Genomic DNA, 16,383 nt, shown 5'->3' on the forward strand with positions numbered 1-16,383 from the left:
CTCACTGACAAGGAGGACCAACGACATGGACCGCCAGACCGTGATCGTCGCCGTGCAGGCCGCGTTGAGCGAGGTGCTGGAGCGGGACGTCTCCGGGACCAGCGACAGCACCAGGCTGTTCGACGAGCTGCACCTGGACTCGACGTCGGTGTTGGAGCTGCTGATGGCGCTGGAGGACGCGGTCGGCATCTCGGTGGACCCCGAGAACCTGGACATGGACGACTTCGAGTCCATCGGCACGCTTGCCGACTACGTGCTCGCCCAGCACACCCCGGCGGGGGCGTAGGTGCCTGCCCTCCTGGACGCCGCGACCGTGACGGGCCCGATCGTCGCGTCCGAGGAGATCGGGCGGCAGATCGTGGACTTCCACCGCGACGTGCTGGCGCTCACCGGGGCCGAACCCGACCTCGACCTGCTGCGCGCCGGACCGGGTGTGACGCACCGCGACCTGGTCGACGCACTGCTCGACGGATCGGCGGTGGGCGAGGCCCGACCGGAGCTGGTGGTGATCGCGCACTCGTTGCCCGACCTGCACCCGTTCACCACCGTGGGGCCGCACCTGACCCGGCGGTTGGGCGGTGGGGCCGAGCACAGCTTCGGCATCTCCCAGCAGGGCTTGGCCGCCCCGTTCACCGCGTTGCGGCTGATCGCGGCGTTCCAGCGGCGCGACCGGGCCACCGAGGCGGTGCTGGCCGTGCTGGAGCAGACCACGCTGCCTGCCCACCACCACCGCGTCCACGGAACACCCCTGGTCGACTCGGGCGTGCTGCTGCGGTTCGGCGTGCGCGGTGGCCCGCGGGTGACGGAGATCGCCGAACTGCCCGACCCGGCGGCGACCGGCGCACGCCTGGACGACCTGGCCGGGCCGGGCACCCTGCTGGTCACCGGCCCGAACGTGGAGCGGCGGCCGAACGCGCCGGACACCCACCGGGTCGACCGGGGCAGCCACTGCACCAGCGTGTGGCTCGCACTGGGCCGATGGTGGCGGGAATGGCAGGCCGACTACCGGACCGTCGTGCTCTGCGATGTCGACCCGGACACCAGGCGGGGCTACCTGGCCGTCCTGACCACGGAGGACGCATGACCACGGCCGTCCAACCGACCAGGACCGCGGTGTTCGCCGAGGCCCTGGACACCCACCACGACCACGCCGCGCCGACCGGTCTGGTGGTGGCGCCCAGCGGACACGCGGTGGCGTCGGTCCACCGGATCCCGGACGGCACGGTCCTGTCCGACGGGTCAGGCCTCTTCGCGGCGACCCCGACCGGCGTGCCCAGCACGGACACCGAGCTGGCGACATTCCGAGAGGGACTGGCCCGGCTGCACCTGCAGACCGTGCGCGAGATGCTGTCCGACGCCGTCGCCCGGCTCGGCGGTCGCACCTCCGGCGGCGCGGACTTGTTGCACCGCCAGCTGGTCCAGGGCTCTGTCGCGGACATCGCGCTGGCCATCGCGGAGGCGGCGGGAATGCTGGACCTGCCCGGCGGACCGCGCTGGGACGTCGCGGAGCGCGGGCTGGCGGAGGCCGGCCGCGCGCTGCTCAAGCTGTACGGGGCGAGCAGCATGGCCGCGGACGGGCCGGGCGGAGTGCTGTACGTGTGCGAACTGCTGGGCCGCGTCTACCTGACAGGGGAGCAGCCGTGACCGACACCCGCCGCGTCATCGCCCTGCGTGCGCACTGCGTGGACATCGCCAAGCCGTTGCGCGAGATCGGCCTGGCACTGGACCGCGCGCCGCGGCGCATCGACCCGTGGATCGACCAACCCGCCGTCGCGCTGATGAGCGGGTGCGGCATCCCGACCGAGCACCTCGCCGAGCCGTACGCGATCGACGGCGAGGTCTACGACATGACGTCCTGCCTGGAGCACACCGTCGCGATCGAGGAGCTGAGCTACGGCGACGCCGGGTTCGTGCTGTCCTGCCCCGGACCGTTGATGTCGGGGGTCACCGTCGCCGCGCTGGGCGACGAGCAGCAGCGTCACGACTACTTCGACCGCGTCGCGGTCCGCCCCACGTGGACGTTCTTCGCGCTGACCGAGCCCGCCAAGGGCTCGGCGGCGGCGGAGCTGGAGACCCGGTTGGTCCCCGACGGGGACGATTTCGTCCTGCACGGGGAGAAGCGCTGGGTGGGCAACGCCGCGTACTCCCAGCTGGGCGTGGTGTTCGCGCGCCGTGCACCGGGTCCGCTGGGCATCGAGGCCGTCCTGGTCGACACGTCCGCGCCGGGTTTCCACGCCGAGACGATCCCGCTGGTGGGACTGCGCGGCTCGGCCATCTCCGCCATTACGTTCGACGGCGTCAGGGTGCCCCGTGAGCAGGTGCTGGGTCTGGACCGCCGCCCGACCCGACGCGGGTTGATCGGCGCGATCAAGACGTTCCAGCGGTTCCGGCCGGTGCTGGCGGGCATGGTGCTCGGCGTCGCCCGCGCCGCGCTCGACCACGTCGCGGACGTCCGCCCGACGCTCACCAGGTGGGGGCGGCTGCGCCTGGCCGAAGCGCGGGACCGGGTCGAACTGGCCCGCCGACGCACCTACGCGGTCGCCGCCGACGTCGACGCGGGCACCGTGCGCGCCGACCACGTCGCGGCGGTGAAGGTCGCCGCGACCGAGCTGGCCGAGGACGCCACCCGGTTGGCCGCGGACCTGCTGGGTCCGGCGTCGCTGCTGACCGACCCGCTGCTGGACAAGCTCTACCGCGACGCCCGCGGCTTCGAGTTCATGGAGGGAACCGGCAACATCCAGCGGTTGGCGGTCTTCCAGGGCGTGCTCAACGGCGGTTACCCCGGGGTGTCGGCGTCGTGATCGGCATCGACCTACTGAGCGTCACAGACCTGACCCGCCTGCTGGACCGTGCGTGGTTTCGCTCCTACGCCTACACAGAGGTCGAGCTGTCCGCCGCGCTGCGGCTCGGGCCGACCCGGTCCGCCGAGTTCCTGGCGGGCCGGTTCGCGGCCAAGGAGGCCGTGGCGAAGGCCTTGGGTTCGGGCTTCGCGGGAGGCGTCCGACCCTGCCAGATCGAGATCCCGCCGGGCGCGCCACAGGTCCGCCTGTCCTCGGTGGCCGCCCACCGCGCCGCGGAGGCGTGCCTGGACGGCATCGCCGTGTCCATCACGCACAAGGCCGACTTGGTGGTGGCGGTGGCCTTCGCCGTGCCGGTCAAACCCTGCTGACCTGCCGGCGCCCACCCAGGCGGACCGGCCGAATCCCCACCACCAGGCCGCGACCCGGTCAGAACGTGCTCGCGCTCGACGCCGCCGCTCAAAGCCGGCCCACGCCTGAGCCGACCGATCAAGGCGCGGAACGGTCCCGGCTTCCCGCAGTCCCCGTCGACCGGGACTCGAACGGTCATCAGCTCGTCGCTCGGAGCTGTGGGGCGCCGGCCTCATCGCGGTAACGCCGGCCCCACTCGTCAAGGCCCTCGATGATCGGATCCAGCGAACGCCCCAGCTCGGTCAACTCGTACTCGGTGCGCGGCGGCACCTCGGCGTGCACGGTGCGGCGGATGAGACCGTCTTCTTCCAGTTCGCGGAGTTGTCGGGTCAGCATTCGCTGGGTCACCGACGGCATGGCGCGGCGAAGCTCGCCGAAGCGCAGCGGATTCGGGAGGAGGTATTTGACGATCAGCATCTTCCATTTGCCGCCGACGACGGCGAAAGCCACTTCGACGTTGCAGAACTCGGCTACGTCGTCGACTTTTTCGCGAACCCTCACCCGTACCTGCCTCATGTCCTCAGTGTAGCGCGGCGATCGTCTTGCCTCGGGTCGTTCCCGCGCGCTGGCGTTCGTTGAGCCGTAGGCAATACTCGACGGTGTCGCTGTGTGATGACAGGTGCCACGGTTCGAGTGATCGGGCGCCACGTTCGGAGTAAGTCACATCCGTTGTCTACCGCTTACGATGTGAATGAGATCCGGTTCACACCGCTTCCCTGCGTCGGTTCCCACCAGCGGTGGTATACCGGTTGTAACTTAGGCACAACAAGTCCACTACTTGACCCGTGCCGCATTTTCCGTGAGAACAGGACGGTGACTCCAATCAGTCCTTCCGCGGTCAGTCCCCCGCGAGAGGGACGGCGCTGGCTCGTCCTGGCCGTCCTGTGCACGAGCCTGCTGCTTGCCGGCCTCGACCTGACCGTGCTGCACGTCGCGGTGCCCGATCTGGCTCGGGACTTGAATCCCAGCGGACCGGCGCTGCTGTGGATCGTGGACGTGTACTCCCTGGTCGTGGCCGCGTTGCTGATCGTGTGCGGCTCACTGGCCGACAGGTTGGGCCGCAAGCGGATCGCGCTGAGCGGGTTCGCGTTGTTCGGCGCCGCGTCGCTGGCCGCGTCGTTCGCGCGGACGACGGGACAACTGATCGGGGCGCGGGCGCTGTTGGGCGTGGGCACCGCCCTGATCATGGCGGCGACGGTCGCGATCATCCGCAACGTCTTCACCGATGACCGACAGCGCGCCTTCGCCATCGGCTTGTGGACCGCCTCGCACAGCGTGGGCACCACCCTCGGTCCGTTGATCGGCGGCCTGCTGGTCGAACACTTCCACTGGAGCTCGGTGTTCCTGGTCAACGTGCCGGTGGTCGTGGCCGTGCTGGCCGTGGGCATGTGGGTGATCCCCGAGTCGCACAACCCGATGCCGCGCCGGTGGGACGCGCTGAGCGTGATCCTGTCGGTGATCGGCCTCGGCGGGTTCGCCTACGGCTTGAAGCAGGCCACTGCGCCGGACGGACTGACTCCCGTGGTCGTGGTCGGCGGTCTGGCGGGGGCGGCGGTGCTGGTCTGGTTCGTGCTGCGGCAACGGCGCATCGCGCACCCGCTGCTGGACCTGTCCCTGTTCCGCAACCGGCGGTTCAGCGTGGCGGTGGTGGCGGTGTTCGCATGCTTCGGTTCGTACGTCGCGATGTTGTTCCTGCTGATGCAGTGGTTGCAGGAGTCTCGGCACCTGAGCCCGCTGACCGCAGGTCTGGCGATCGTGCCGTTGGCCGTCGCCAACGCCGTCGGGGCTACCGCCGCGCCGTGGATCGCGGCCAGGCTCGGCCATCGCGCGACGATGACCTCGGCACCCGTGGTGTTCGGCCTCGGCCTGGCGATTTTCGCGCTAGGTCCAGTCGAGGCTCACTACGCGGTTCTGGCAGGGGTCCTGGTGGTCGCCGGGTTCGGCGCGGGGATCGTCATGACCACGGGCGCGGACTCGATCACGGCTGCGGTGCGGCCCGAGCGGGCGGGTGAGGCCGCAGCGATCCAGGAGACGTCGTTCGAACTGTCCTCGGGGATGGGCGTCGCGGTGCTGGGCAGCGTGGTGGCTCTGGTCTACCGGTTGTCCCTGCCCGTTCCCCAGTCCCTCGACCCCGATCAGGCCGCGGCCGCCCGGTCGTCCGTCGCCGCTGCGGAGCAGGCCGCCGCGGAGCTGCCCGACGATGAGGGGATGACCCTGCTCGCCTCGGCGGCCGAGGCGTACGAGCTCGGCATCAGGTTCGCCTTCGGCGCCGGTGCGGTATTGCTGCTGGGTGTGGCGGCGCTGACTTTCGCGTGGTTGCGGGCCGGGCCCGGCCGTACGATCCGCACCTGATCGCGATGTATTCGCTCCCGTCGTCCCCGTGGCGACGGGAAATTGGTGTGCCCATTTCCGTGCCGGATTCGAAGTTTATATCACTCTAACGGTGGCTGTCCGGTGCGCGGGCTCCCTGGTCAACTTGATTGAGAAAGCAGTGTGAACAAAGAGTCGACCCATGCGACCGGTTGAACCTGTGCTGAAAGGCGGATCGTGTCACACGAAATCGGGAACGGATCCGAAGTCCTGGACGGACTGGACTTGTTCGTCGGGGGACCGATCCAACACGCGTTGTCCCCGGGCGGATTCACGTCTGATCTGGAGAAAACGCTGACGCTCGTCATGGAAACGCTCCGGGATTATGGGGCGAACATCTACTCCGCGCACACCGTCGAGCACTTCGGCGACCGCACCGCCCACTACACGCCCGAGCAGGTCGCTGCCCGCGACCTGCGCTGGATGTCCAAGTGCGATGTATTCATCCCGGTGCTGCCGGTGGCCGAGGACGGCGTGCTGATGCGCACCGACGGCACCCACGTCGAACTGGGCTGGGCCACCGCGTTGGGCAGGCCGATCGTGCTGCTCACCCGCCAGCCGATCGTCGAGTCGGCCAGCCACCTGCTCAAAGGGCTGCACCGGGTCGGGGACGTGCAACTGCTCGACGTCGAACGCTTCACGCGCACCCCGTTCCTGCTCGTCGAGCACGTCCTGCGCGCCACGAAGCGCCAGCGTGAGGCCGTGCGCAGCAGCGTCGTCTTCGCCCGCGCCTGACCGAGAGCCGAGGAGATGCGAACCGTGCACACCAACGACGAGGTCGACGTGCTGGGCCTGCGCCTGCGCAACCCCGTGGTCGTCGGCTCAGGCCTGCTCACCGACCAGGCGCGCAACATCCGCAAACTCCTGGAGGTCGGCGCGGGCGCGGTCGTCACCAAGACCGTTCACCCCTCACCGCCCCGCGACCTGGATGAACGCATCCTGCGGCTGCCCACGGGGATGCTCAACAGCACCACCTACTCCAAGCGTCCGGTCGACGACTGGCTGGACCACTTGCGCGACTTCGCCGACGACGGCCTCCCGGTCATCGCCTCCGTCCACGCCGACTCGCCCGCCGAACTGGGCGAGCTGGCCGCGGCTGTGGCGGGCACGGGGTGCGGCGCGCTGGAACTGGGCATCTCCTGCCTGAACGAGGAGGACGGCTTGCAGGACACGCCGGAACGCGTGTTCGCGTACGCCGACGCCGTGCGCGCCGCGACGACGGTCCCGTTCTCGGTCAAGCTCGCCGTCGGCGAAGGCCTGCGCGACCGGGCGCTGGCCGCGCTGGACGGTGGTGCGGCGGCGTTGAGCATCAGCGACACCATCCCCGCTGCGGCCGTCGCGGTGGGTGGTGGACTGGAGCTCGGCGGCGTGTTCGGCTACTCCGGTCCTGGCATCAAACCGCTGGTCCTCGGGGCGATCTGGACACTGCGCACCAGCGGCGTCACCGCCCCGGTTCTGGGCATCGGCGGCGTGCAGTCCGCCCAGGACGTGCGGGACTACCTCGCTGTGGGCGCGTGCGTCGCGCAGGTCTACACCGCGCTGCACACCGACATGTACGGCACGCTCGACCGGATCGTGCGCGACGTTGCGGCGCTGCCTGATGCGGCGGCCGGGGTCGGTCGGTGAGCCCTCGCCGGGGCCGCCAGTACGCGGAGTTGACCAGTGCCGAGGTCCATGACGCCCTGCGCGGCGCGACGCTCGTGTGGCCGATCGGCAGCACGGAGCAGCACGGGCCGCACCTGCCGTTGGCCGTGGACTCACTGCTGGCCGAGGCGTTCGCCCACGACCTCGCGGCCAGACTGGACGGCTTCATCCTGCCCACCGTCCACATCGGTGCCCGTTCGCTGCCCCAGAGCGGGGGAGGGCTCGCCTTTCCCGGCACTCTCTACGCCACGGGCGCCGAGCTGATCCACTACCTCGCGGCGGCGCTGCGTTCGCTGGCGCCGCTGCCCTTCGCCCGACTGGTCGTGCTCAACGGGCACTTCGAGAACGAGGCGCTGCTGCTGGAGGCAGTGGACGAGGCGTGCGTCTCCGGTGCGCTGCGCGACCGCGAGGTACTGGCGTTCAGCTGGTGGAGCGTGGTCGACGAGGCGTGGGCACGCGAGCAGGACGAGCACTTCCCCGGCTGGCACGCGGAACACGCCGGCCACACCGAGACCAGCCTGGTGCTGCACCTGCGCCCGGACCTGGTGCGAGCCGATCGGCCCGATCACGAGAACCCGCCGCCCGCGGGCATCTACGCCCACCCCCTCGACACCGCCGCCGCGAGCACCCGCGGTGTGCTGTCGCGAACCTCGGGCGCCTCGGCGGAGGCAGGGGAGCGGCTGTTCGACCACGTCGCCGAGCGGGCCGCCGCTGAGGTCCGCCGCGGGTTCGGCCTGACCAGGGCGACCGGTGCGGGCGACCACTCCCGACCACGTCCATGACCGCATCGGAAGGACACCGTCATGGCAACCCCCTTTCACCTGGCCTTCATCCTGAACTTCACCACCGATGACTGGCAGGGGCCATTCGGCAACGGCGGCGATCCCTGGGACGGAGAGTTCCACATCGGCGTGGCGCAGGCGCTGGAGCGCGCCTGCTTCGACTACGTGATCATCGAGGACAAGCTGATGGTCCCCGAGACCTACGGCGGCAGCGCAGCCGCAGCCCTGCGCCAGGCCGCGATCGCGCCCAAGCACGACCCGGTGCCGCTCGCGGCGGCGATGGGCAAGGCCACCACGGAGTTGGGCATCGTCGCCACGCTGTCCACTATGGCCTATCCACCGTTCATGGCGGCCCGCCTGTCATCCACGATGGACAGCCTGCTGCGCGGACGGTTCGGCTGGAACATCGTGACGAGCGCGGAGGACCTGGCCGCGCAGAACTTCGGCATGGACAGGTTGCCGCCGCGCGAGCAGCGCTACGAGATGGCCGACGAGTACGTGGACCTGGTGCGGCAGCTGTTCGACTCGTGGGACGCGGACGCCGTGGTGCTCGACCGCGAGCGCGGGGTGTTCGCCGACCCGGACAAGGTGCGGCCGATCCACTTCCGGGGCAAGTACTTCGCCAGCCGCGGTCCGCTCAACACGGTGCCCTCGCCGCAGCACCGGCCGGCGTTCGTGCAGGCGGGCGCGTCACCACGGGGACGGGCGTTCGCCGCTCGCAACGCCGACTCGGTGATCGCCATCGCGAACGGTCCGGAGGAGATGAAGCTGTTCCGCGACGACGTGCGCGCCAAGGCCGCCGAAGAGGGACGCGACCCGGACTCGGTCAAAGTGCTCTTCTGCGTCACCCCGACTCTGGGCGATACCGACGCCGAGGCCCGGGAACGCCACGAGCGCATGGTGAACGCGCCCGCGTTCATCCAGGACGTCCTCGTCCAGGTGTCCGCGCTGACCCAGATCGACTTCGCGGAGTTCGACCTGGACCAGCCGTTGCCCCGCCGCCTGGAGACCAACGGCGAGAAAGGCACGCTGGACCAGTTCCAGCAGTGGGGCAGCGGCAAGACGCTGAGGCAGTTGGTGGTGGAGAACGCGGGTGGCTTGGTGTCGTCGGTCGAACTGATCGGATCGCCGGACACCGTGGCCGAGCGGATGGGCGAGGTGATGGCCGAGGTCGGCGGCGACGGGTTCATGCTGACCACGCCGCTGCTGCGCCTCAACCGCCGGTACATCGCCGACGTCACCGAAGGGCTGGTTCCCGCGCTCCAGCGCCGCGGCTTGGCGCGCCAACGCTACGAGCCGGGGCAGACGTTGCGCCGGCGGCTCCTGGAATTCTGACCGGTGATGAGCACCGCACACGCGGTCACGGCGTCACCGCTGCGCGCGGCCGACTGGCGCGGCGACCCCCGCTACGGGTCGATCATCCCGGCGGCGGTCGTGGTGGTCCGCGGACCCGACGGGACCACGACGTTCGTCCGGCAGAAAGGAGGACCGTTCGCGGGGCGCTGGATGCTTCCCGGTGGCGGTGTCGAGCCCGGTGAGTTCGTCCGGGACGCCGCCGCGCGGGAGGTCTTCGAGGAAACCGGCATCGAGGTTCTGCCGCACCTGCTCGAACCGATCGGCAACTACGAGGTCGTCGCCTTGGCGCCGGACCCAGGTGCCTACCACGTGCTGCTGTTCGCCTTCCTCGCTGACGGCTCACACCTGTTGCCCGAGGGGTTCGCGGGAGACAACGGCGGCGGCACGACCCAGGTCCGGCCAGACCTGCTGGACGTGCACTCCACCGACCGGCGCATCCTCGCCGACGCCGGCCTGCTGGACGACGGGGAGGGGGTCATCGACACGGCCGTCGCACGGGACCAGCTGAAGATCGGGACACTGGGATGAGGAGCACCCATGAATGACGACCCGCTGGTGCTGACCGTTCTCACCAGCAGCACACGCACCGGCCGCTTCGGGCCCGTCGTGGCGGACTGGTTCGTACGCCAGGCGCGCGAGCACGACGAATTCACCGTGACGTGCGTGGACCTCGGCGAGGTGATCACCCCGCAGCTGTGGTCCAACCCGTCCCAAGGACCGCGGTGGCGGCGCGTCGTCGGCAGCTCGGACGCCTTCGTCGTCGTGACGCCGGAGTACAACCACAGCTACCCCGGCTTGCTCAAGCACGCCATCGACAGCCTCAACCAGGAGTGGCACCGGAAGCCGGTCGGCTTCGTCAGTTACGGCGGCCTGTCCGGCGGCCTGCGCGCCGTCGAAGCCCTCCGGCTCGTGTTCGCGGAGCTGTACGCGGTGTCCGTCCGGGACACCGTGAGCTTTCACGGCGGCCGAACCTGCTTCGACGAGGTCGGCGAACCGCTGGAGCGGATCACCGCCGAGACTGCGGCGCAGCGGATGCTCGGCGAACTGACCTGGTGGGCCCGCGCCCTGCGCACCGCGCGAGCGGAAGGACTGCCGATCGAGCCTCAGGCGGCTGGCGTTCCCACCGGCTGAGGTTCCGGACCGACGTCCTCCCAGTCTGGAATCGCGGAACTGGCTGCGGCGCGTGTTCCCGGCGTGCGCCCGACCGGCTCCGCCTCCGGCTGCCCATGCCCGAACTGTGCTGGCCGCGTCCTGCCTGCGGACGCCTGTCGTTGGGCGGTCGGATGGTGGGGCAGGGAGGTCTGGGTGTGGACGAAGTGGTTATAGGGCTTGAGGACCGTGACGGCGCAGCCACAACCCCACGCCCTGCCCGGTCATGTCGACCCCGACGACCAGCCGGATCAACTCGACCACCGCCTGACGGGTCCACAACGGCCCGCCGATCAACAACTCCTCCGGGGCGTAGTCCGCCGTCGCCCCGAACAACGTGCAACGGCTATGAGCAAAGCAATCCAGTGCAGTGGTGTCCGCTCGGTGTCGGCGATGAGCGGATCACCACTGCCGCGTTCAGCGGATGGTGTTGAGCACGTCCTGGACCGCGTCCGCGATGATGTCCGGGCGTTCGGTCACGATCCCCTCGTGCGAGGTGTCCTCGGCGACCACGTGCTTCCGATCCGGTCCGGCCTGCGCGAAGCGGGCCTGGCCGTCCCGCCACAGTTCCGCCGCGGCGGGGGAGTCCGCGAACGGGGTCCGGGACGCCACGATCGCGGTCACCGGCACGTCCTTCGGCCAGGACAGCTCGTGGAAGACGCGGTGGACGGCGGCGTAGTCGACCATCACCGCGAGCATTTGGCGGTTCTTCCTGGTCGAAGGCTGTGCCATCAGGGCGGTGCGCTGCTGCTCGACGAGCGGTGCGAACGCCGTCAACATCTCATCGGTGAAGAAGTCGGGGACGTTCGCGTCGACGAGGACCGCGCCGGACACCCAGCCGGGGTTCTTGTTCACGAAGGTGGTGGCGACCTCACCCGCGATCGAGTGCGAGACCAGCACCACGTCCTCGGTCACCCCCAACGACGTGAGGCCGGCCTCCAGATCCGAGACCGCGTTCTCCACCCGCCACGGGCCCGAGACCTCGTCGCTCTCACCCTCGTTCGCCCGGTCGTAGGTGATGATCTTCGACCCCGTGGCTTCCGCCAGTCGCGGCGCCAGGTCCTTCCAGTACGACGAGTCCAGGCCGCCGCCCGCGTCCAGGACTAGAGCCGGCAGCTTGCCGTCCACGACGTGGAAGACCAGGTCGTGCTCGGCGTTCGTCACCTTGCGCGTCTCGGACGCGAACGTAGACGCGCCGGTCGGCGTGCTGGACGGGGAACTGCTCGCGGCGGTCTGCGTAGAGCACGCCCCGATCGACGCCGCGAGGAGAACTGCAGAAGCGAGTGCGATCGCTTTGCGATGCAGGAGGATCAAGTGTTCGGCCACGACAAGAAGCCTAGGAATTTTCCACTCAGTCAACGATCAGGCCAACCATCGACTTGTGGTGGTGCCGGCTCCACTGTGAACCCTGCGGCTGGCCCTATTGTCGAGAATGGTCCGATCGTCCTACTTCGCGGCGGTACTGGTCCGGTGGCGCGTCGAGGGCCTGGGCCGGCTTGGCGACCGGGTGCTCGAGCCTGGGAATTTAGCGAGCTGGGCGGTCAGTGCTTTAGGATGAAAGTCCGGGCCGACGGGTTGGATGGCAACCTTCAGGTCACCTTGCACAGCAGGGACACGACCACCAAGGCACGCTCGCATGCTGGCCGCGATGAACCGCCACACCTGCTGCGCCCCCCGTGGCAGCGCCAGCCCTCCGGGACTGGCGAGGATCGAACCTGATCGCGGACGCCGGCCCGAACCTGGCCGACCCCAGCGACAGCCTTAGTAGCTGTTTCCGAGCTTGGGCTGGTGGAGGGCCTTTGGTGCGGACACAAGGAACTCCTGGTAGATCGGACGGTGTCTATGCGCCGTTCCACCAGGAGTTCCGTTGTTATCGTGCCCGATCCCCGCGGGCGGTTCCACCGCGGGTACCCCCTGCTGTCGTCTGGCCGCGTCCCACCAGCCCACCCGACGACGGACGGGTCGTTATCCCACCGACGTCACCGACGCCCAGTGGGCCGAGCTGGATCCGCTGTTGCCCGATCCGGCGTGCCTGGCCGGTCGGGGCGGGCGGTGGGAGAAGCACTGCCGACGGGTCATCGTGGACGCCATCCTGTACGTGGTCGACAATGGCATCAAGTGGCGGGCCCTGCCCGCGGACTTCCCTCCGTGGCAGACGGTCTATAAGCGTTTCGCCGCGTGGGAGAAGGCGGGTGCGTCGCAGCGGCTGCTCGACGCGTTGCGTGACCGGGTCCGCCTGGCCGAGGGCCGGGTGGCGGCGCCGTCGGCGGCGGTGATGGACTCGCAGTCGGTGCGCGCAGCGGAGACCGTGAGCCGGGCCACGCGGGGTTGGGACGGTGGGAAGAAGGTCCAAGGCCGCAAGCGGCACATCGTCGTGGACACCCTGGGTTTGCTGGTGGCCGTGTTGGTCACGCCCGCCTCGACGCAGGACCGGGTCGCCGCCCGCAGCCTGCTGCGCCGCCTGCGCGACACCGCCGGGAAACGGGCCGCACTGGTGTGGGCCGACGGCGGCTACACCGGCTCGCTCCTCGACTGGGCCCGCAAGACCCTCGGCCTGATGGTGGAGGTCGTCCAACGTCCGCAGGTGCCGTATTTCACCGTGCTGCCGAGGAGATGGGTGGTCGAGCGAAGCCTTGCCTGGATTACCGGACACCGCCGCTGCGCCCGCGACTACGAACGCCTACCCCACCACCACGAGGCCATGGTCCGCTGGTCCATGATCCGCATCACCAGCCGTCGACTCGCCCAACGCCCGTAGCTCGGAAACGGCTACTTACAGGACTGCCGTGGCCACCGCGGTAACGGCTGGGCCCGGCTCGATGCTGTCGGACCTCACGAGGAGGGCTCATCCGGGCCATCGAGGGTCAGCGGGAACGCGCACCCACCGGATCGGGGTCGTCCGTCCATGTGGCTTTGTCAACACCCACTACAGTCGACATGATTATTTCAGTGTCGACCACAACCAATATCAGGCCTACGAGCCTGTCCCAAGCAGACGTTCCACCTTGAAAGCCGTCAATGCGACCCTCATCCGTGTGCCGCAACCAGTGAGTGCTGATCCCCCTCACCCGCACCGTCTCCACACGCGTCCCGATCCGCGCCCACAGGTTGTGATAGTGCTGCCGATGCACCGGCGTGCCGTTGCGCTGCGTCCAGACCGTGACGCTTGGCCTGCCCACCCTCGGCCTGCGCACCTGCGGCATCACGTTCTGCCGCGCACCGACCAACCCGTGATCCACCGCGTAACGGAACAACCAGGACAACGCGCAATGCGCACCGCGCGCCGCCACCGGTACTCGACACCCGCACCTCCGCGGTCTCGCGGACGAACCCCAGGAACCCGACCACGTCCTCGGCGTCCACCTCGTCGAGACGACGCGAACCGTGCACGGCGACGAACCTCCTCAGATAGGAACGATGACCAACCCTCGACCCTTCCGGTATCGCCTCCACCACGGTCGGCACCAACTCCTCGAACGTGGGCACCGAGCGCGGACAGACCCTCCAGCAGGTCCTGCGGCGTCAACCGCAACCGCTCCAGCAGGTGCAGCGCGGTCGCCACGTCGTCCCGGTCGGCGCGACGCGTCCCCACGACGCCGTCGGAGGCCTCCACCTCACCCACCGGCCACCTCCGCGCCGTATCCGACCTCCACCGCGGGTCTGCCTGTGCGTCCGACGCCGCTCACCAACCGCTCCGGGTCCGGCAGCAGGCGTTCCAATACCTCCTGACCGGGGATCACCAGCGCCGACAGCGATGGCACCGCCACCAACAGCACCCTCTCGCCCGCCTCGAACCCGCACCAGCGCCGGATCGGGGCAGGAACCGCGACCATGGCTCGCTCGGTCAACACCGACCCGCCGGACGGAGCACGACGCACCACCAGCACGCAGCCGTGCACCCCGATCGACACGGGCATACCACCCCAGGACCGCGAACAGGGACGGGTCGCCCAGCCGGGACTTATCGTCGAAGGTGCGCATGGTGTGCTGGCCTTGATGCGGAGGTGTTGTACCGACAGCACGCCCGGGTCCGGGGCCTCGGTCTGCCGCAGGTCCAGCGTCTGCCTGCTTGGGCACGACCATCGTGGCCGGGTCACCGATGTTGCCATGCGGGTCGGAAGGACGCTGGCGAGGTGTCGCGGAGGCGCGTCGGGGTGACCGCCGAACGTGAGGCCCGGCATTAGGTGTCCACCGACGAGGAGTGAACCCGTACGTCCCATTGCGGGCGGCGGTGGGAGGCCGTTGAATCGGGTCCGCACGTCGCCGAGGAGTTGGAGCACGCCATGACCGAACTGGTGTTGGACCCCAAGACCACCGCGTTGGTGCTGATCGAGTACCAGAATGACTTCACCAGCGAGGGCGGTGTGCTGAACGGTGCGGTCAGCGAGGTGATGGGGAGCACCGGCATGCTGCCCAAGACCGTGGCCCTGGTGGAGGCGGCACGTGCGGCCGGGGTGACGGTGATGCACGCGCCCATCACGTTCGCCGAGGGCTACCACGAGATCTCCTCCCACCCTTACGGCATCCTCAAGGGCGTCGTGGACGGCAAGGCGTTCGTCAAGGGCAGCTGGGGCGCGGCGATCGTGGACGACCTCGCGCCCCGCGACGGCGACATCGTGATCGAGGGCAAGCGCGGCCTCGACACGTTCGCCAGCACGAACCTCGACTTCATCCTCCGCAGCAAGGGCATCAAGACCATCGTGCTCGGCGGGTTCCTGACGAACTGCTGCGTCGAGTCGACCATGCGCAGCGGCTACGAGAACGGCTACCAGGTCATCACGCTGACCGACTGCGTCGCCGCCACGTCCCAGGAGGAGCACGACAACGCCCTGCGCTTCGACTTCCCGATGTTCTCCGTGCCGGTCACGTCCGACGACGTGCTGGCCGCCTTGTCCTGACAGCGTCACGGCCGAGCGGCGGCCGGAAGGCGTAGGCGGATCGGTGTGGATCTCATCCTTCCGATACCTCGACCACGTTCGGCGCCACCCCTACGGTTCGTCGCATGGCTCACGGCAAGGCACTGCGCGAGGCGGTCGCGGCTCCTGGGACGACGCCGCTGATCGGCGTGTTCGACATGGTGTCGGCGTTGATCGCGGCCCGGCACTACGACGGGCTGTTCGTCTCCGGTTTCGGCTTCTCCGCGTCGTACTACGGCCTGCCCGACGTCGGCTTCATCGCCTGGCCGGACGTGGTCGGGTTCGTGCAGCGGCTGCGCCTGGCTCTGCCGGACAAGCACCTGCTGGTCGACATCGACGACGGGTACACCGACCCGGAGGTGGCCTGCCACGTGGTCCGCGCGCTGGAGCAGGTCGGCGCGTCCGGCGTGGTCCTGGAGGACCAGCAGCGGCCACGTCGGTGCGGGCACGTCGAGGGCAAGCGGGTGCTGCCGCTGGAGCAGTACCTGGAGAAGCTGGACCTGGTGCTGCGGACCAGGACCGACCTGGTCGTCGTGGCGCGCACCGACGCCACCGACGAGGACGAGATGCTGCGCCGGGCCGCCGCGTTCGCCGAGACGGACGCCGACGTGGTCCTGGTCGACGGCGTGCCGTCGGTCGACGTGATCAGCCGGGTCCGGCGGGTGGTCGGCGACAAGGCGCTGCTGTTCAACCAGATCGCGGGCGGCCGGTCGCCGAAGCTGTCCCTCGGCGAGCTGACCGAGCTGGGCGTCGACGTGGCGATCTACAGCACACCGTGCCTGTTCGCCGCGCACGCGGCCATCGAGGACGCGATGGTGCGGCTGAAGGAACACGACGGCGTGCTGCCGGACGACTCGATCACCGTCGCCGAGTCGCAGGCCCTGCTGAAGGCGAACACCGGCCGTCACCACGACGTGCCACCGCCGCCCGGGTCCCGATCCGCCCTGATGGGTTAAG

At 69.6% G+C, this 16,383-nt stretch carries 19 protein-coding genes; 15 read left to right on the plus strand and 4 right to left on the minus strand.

Features of this window, described 5'->3' with window-relative positions; genetic code table 11:
- Window positions 1-25: 25 nt before the first annotated feature.
- From ACQPYE_RS19140 to ACQPYE_RS19160, 5 genes are read left to right on the plus strand one after another with little or no spacing between them, the layout of a single operon-like run.
- Entirely contained in the window at window positions 26-286 is a 261-nt protein-coding gene (locus ACQPYE_RS19140) for an acyl carrier protein (RefSeq protein WP_498722806.1), read from the plus strand.
- Window positions 287-1,084 (plus strand): hypothetical protein, encoded by a 798-nt coding sequence (locus ACQPYE_RS19145; protein WP_498722807.1) that lies wholly within the window; start codon window positions 287-289, stop codon window positions 1,082-1,084.
- Window positions 1,081-1,644 carry an acyl-CoA dehydrogenase family protein gene (locus ACQPYE_RS19150; protein WP_498722808.1) on the plus strand — a complete coding sequence of 188 codons (564 nt, stop codon included), beginning with the start codon at window positions 1,081-1,083 and terminating at the stop codon, window positions 1,642-1,644. Before ACQPYE_RS19145 ends, ACQPYE_RS19150 begins: the two co-directional genes overlap by 4 nt.
- Window positions 1,641-2,801 (plus strand): acyl-CoA dehydrogenase family protein, encoded by a 1,161-nt coding sequence (locus ACQPYE_RS19155; RefSeq protein ID WP_498722809.1) that lies wholly within the window; start codon window positions 1,641-1,643, stop codon window positions 2,799-2,801. The genes ACQPYE_RS19150 and ACQPYE_RS19155 overlap by 4 nt, the downstream gene beginning before the upstream one ends.
- Complete coding sequence (locus ACQPYE_RS19160; protein ID WP_498722810.1) at window positions 2,798-3,169, plus strand: holo-ACP synthase; 372 nt, start codon at window positions 2,798-2,800, stop codon at window positions 3,167-3,169. The genes ACQPYE_RS19155 and ACQPYE_RS19160 overlap by 4 nt, the downstream gene beginning before the upstream one ends.
- 178 nt (window positions 3,170-3,347) lie before the next feature.
- Here ACQPYE_RS19160 and ACQPYE_RS19165 read toward each other — a convergent pair whose 3' ends face one another.
- Window positions 3,348-3,725 (minus strand): winged helix-turn-helix transcriptional regulator, encoded by a 378-nt coding sequence (locus tag ACQPYE_RS19165; RefSeq protein ID WP_498722811.1) that lies wholly within the window; start codon window positions 3,723-3,725, stop codon window positions 3,348-3,350.
- Between the two features lie 171 nt (window positions 3,726-3,896).
- On the opposite strand from ACQPYE_RS19165, the gene ACQPYE_RS19170 reads away from it, so the two are divergent.
- From ACQPYE_RS19170 to ACQPYE_RS19200, 7 genes are all read left to right on the plus strand, one after another.
- The gene (locus tag ACQPYE_RS19170) at window positions 3,897-5,561 is read left to right on the plus strand and encodes an MFS transporter (protein WP_498722812.1); all 1,665 of its coding nucleotides are present in this window, start codon (window positions 3,897-3,899) and stop codon (window positions 5,559-5,561) included.
- Between the two features lie 195 nt (window positions 5,562-5,756).
- Window positions 5,757-6,314 (plus strand): nucleoside 2-deoxyribosyltransferase, encoded by a 558-nt coding sequence (locus tag ACQPYE_RS19175; RefSeq protein WP_498722813.1) that lies wholly within the window; start codon window positions 5,757-5,759, stop codon window positions 6,312-6,314.
- A 15-nt stretch (window positions 6,315-6,329) separates the two neighbouring features.
- Window positions 6,330-7,205, plus strand: coding sequence for a beta/alpha barrel domain-containing protein (locus ACQPYE_RS19180; protein ID WP_498712996.1), 876 nt, complete (start codon window positions 6,330-6,332; stop codon window positions 7,203-7,205).
- A complete protein-coding gene (locus tag ACQPYE_RS19185) occupies window positions 7,202-8,005 on the plus strand; it encodes a creatininase family protein (protein ID WP_498712998.1) in 804 nt (267 codons plus the stop codon). Before ACQPYE_RS19180 ends, ACQPYE_RS19185 begins: the two co-directional genes overlap by 4 nt.
- A 21-nt stretch (window positions 8,006-8,026) precedes the next feature.
- Window positions 8,027-9,340 carry an NtaA/DmoA family FMN-dependent monooxygenase gene (locus tag ACQPYE_RS19190; protein WP_498712999.1) on the plus strand — a complete coding sequence of 438 codons (1,314 nt, stop codon included), beginning with the start codon at window positions 8,027-8,029 and terminating at the stop codon, window positions 9,338-9,340.
- 6 nt (window positions 9,341-9,346) lie between these two features.
- A complete protein-coding gene (locus ACQPYE_RS19195; RefSeq protein WP_498713000.1) occupies window positions 9,347-9,889 on the plus strand; it encodes an NUDIX hydrolase in 543 nt (180 codons plus the stop codon).
- 9 nt (window positions 9,890-9,898) lie between these two features.
- Window positions 9,899-10,492, plus strand: coding sequence for an NADPH-dependent FMN reductase (locus tag ACQPYE_RS19200; RefSeq protein ID WP_498713002.1), 594 nt, complete (start codon window positions 9,899-9,901; stop codon window positions 10,490-10,492).
- A gap of 189 nt (window positions 10,493-10,681) precedes the next feature.
- Here ACQPYE_RS19200 and ACQPYE_RS19205 read toward each other — a convergent pair whose 3' ends face one another.
- Together ACQPYE_RS19205 and ACQPYE_RS19210 are read right to left on the minus strand one after the other, a co-directional pair.
- On the minus strand, window positions 10,682-10,846 hold the full coding sequence (locus ACQPYE_RS19205; RefSeq protein WP_498713004.1) for a winged helix-turn-helix domain-containing protein: 165 nt from the start codon (window positions 10,844-10,846) through the stop codon (window positions 10,682-10,684).
- An 81-nt stretch (window positions 10,847-10,927) separates the two neighbouring features.
- Window positions 10,928-11,674, minus strand: coding sequence for an alpha/beta fold hydrolase (locus ACQPYE_RS19210; protein ID WP_498713006.1), 747 nt, complete (start codon window positions 11,672-11,674; stop codon window positions 10,928-10,930).
- A 703-nt stretch (window positions 11,675-12,377) separates the two neighbouring features.
- On the opposite strand from ACQPYE_RS19210, the gene ACQPYE_RS19215 reads away from it, so the two are divergent.
- Complete coding sequence (locus tag ACQPYE_RS19215) at window positions 12,378-13,268, plus strand: IS5 family transposase (RefSeq protein ID WP_498713008.1); 891 nt, start codon at window positions 12,378-12,380, stop codon at window positions 13,266-13,268.
- A gap of 856 nt (window positions 13,269-14,124) precedes the next feature.
- Here the strand turns inward: ACQPYE_RS19215 and ACQPYE_RS19220 are convergent.
- The gene (locus tag ACQPYE_RS19220) at window positions 14,125-14,421 is read right to left on the minus strand and encodes a hypothetical protein (RefSeq protein ID WP_498713010.1); all 297 of its coding nucleotides are present in this window, start codon (window positions 14,419-14,421) and stop codon (window positions 14,125-14,127) included.
- Window positions 14,422-14,793: 372 nt separating this feature from the next.
- On the opposite strand from ACQPYE_RS19220, the gene ACQPYE_RS19225 reads away from it, so the two are divergent.
- Both ACQPYE_RS19225 and ACQPYE_RS19230 read left to right on the plus strand, forming a co-directional pair.
- Window positions 14,794-15,408: a cysteine hydrolase family protein gene (locus ACQPYE_RS19225; RefSeq protein WP_498713011.1), complete on the plus strand. Its 615-nt coding sequence runs from the start codon at window positions 14,794-14,796 to the stop codon at window positions 15,406-15,408.
- A gap of 104 nt (window positions 15,409-15,512) precedes the next feature.
- Window positions 15,513-16,382: an isocitrate lyase/PEP mutase family protein gene (locus ACQPYE_RS19230; protein ID WP_498713013.1), complete on the plus strand. Its 870-nt coding sequence runs from the start codon at window positions 15,513-15,515 to the stop codon at window positions 16,380-16,382.
- The last annotated feature ends 1 nt before the right edge of the window (window position 16,383 follow it).

The sequence above is a fragment of the Actinosynnema sp. CA-299493 genome (assembly GCF_050946825.1).
In the GTDB taxonomy this organism is placed as follows: domain Bacteria; phylum Actinomycetota; class Actinomycetes; order Mycobacteriales; family Pseudonocardiaceae; genus Actinosynnema.

Excerpts from the sequence above, each read along its gene's own strand:
- ACQPYE_RS19165 (WP_498722811.1), bottom strand. The coding sequence starts at position 3,725 with ATGAGGCAGGTACGGGTGAGGGTTCGCGAAAAAGTCGACGACGTAGCC.
- ACQPYE_RS19150 (WP_498722808.1), top strand. The coding sequence starts at position 1,081 with ATGACCACGGCCGTCCAACCGACCAGGACCGCGGTGTTCGCCGAGGCC.
- ACQPYE_RS19180 (WP_498712996.1), top strand. The coding sequence starts at position 6,330 with ATGCGAACCGTGCACACCAACGACGAGGTCGACGTGCTGGGCCTGCGC.
- ACQPYE_RS19190 (WP_498712999.1), top strand. The coding sequence starts at position 8,027 with ATGGCAACCCCCTTTCACCTGGCCTTCATCCTGAACTTCACCACCGAT.
- ACQPYE_RS19200 (WP_498713002.1), top strand. The coding sequence starts at position 9,899 with ATGAATGACGACCCGCTGGTGCTGACCGTTCTCACCAGCAGCACACGC.
- ACQPYE_RS19230 (WP_498713013.1), top strand. The coding sequence starts at position 15,513 with ATGGCTCACGGCAAGGCACTGCGCGAGGCGGTCGCGGCTCCTGGGACG.
- ACQPYE_RS19195 (WP_498713000.1), top strand. The coding sequence starts at position 9,347 with ATGAGCACCGCACACGCGGTCACGGCGTCACCGCTGCGCGCGGCCGAC.
- ACQPYE_RS19225 (WP_498713011.1), top strand. The coding sequence starts at position 14,794 with ATGACCGAACTGGTGTTGGACCCCAAGACCACCGCGTTGGTGCTGATC.
- ACQPYE_RS19140 (WP_498722806.1), top strand. The coding sequence starts at position 26 with ATGGACCGCCAGACCGTGATCGTCGCCGTGCAGGCCGCGTTGAGCGAG.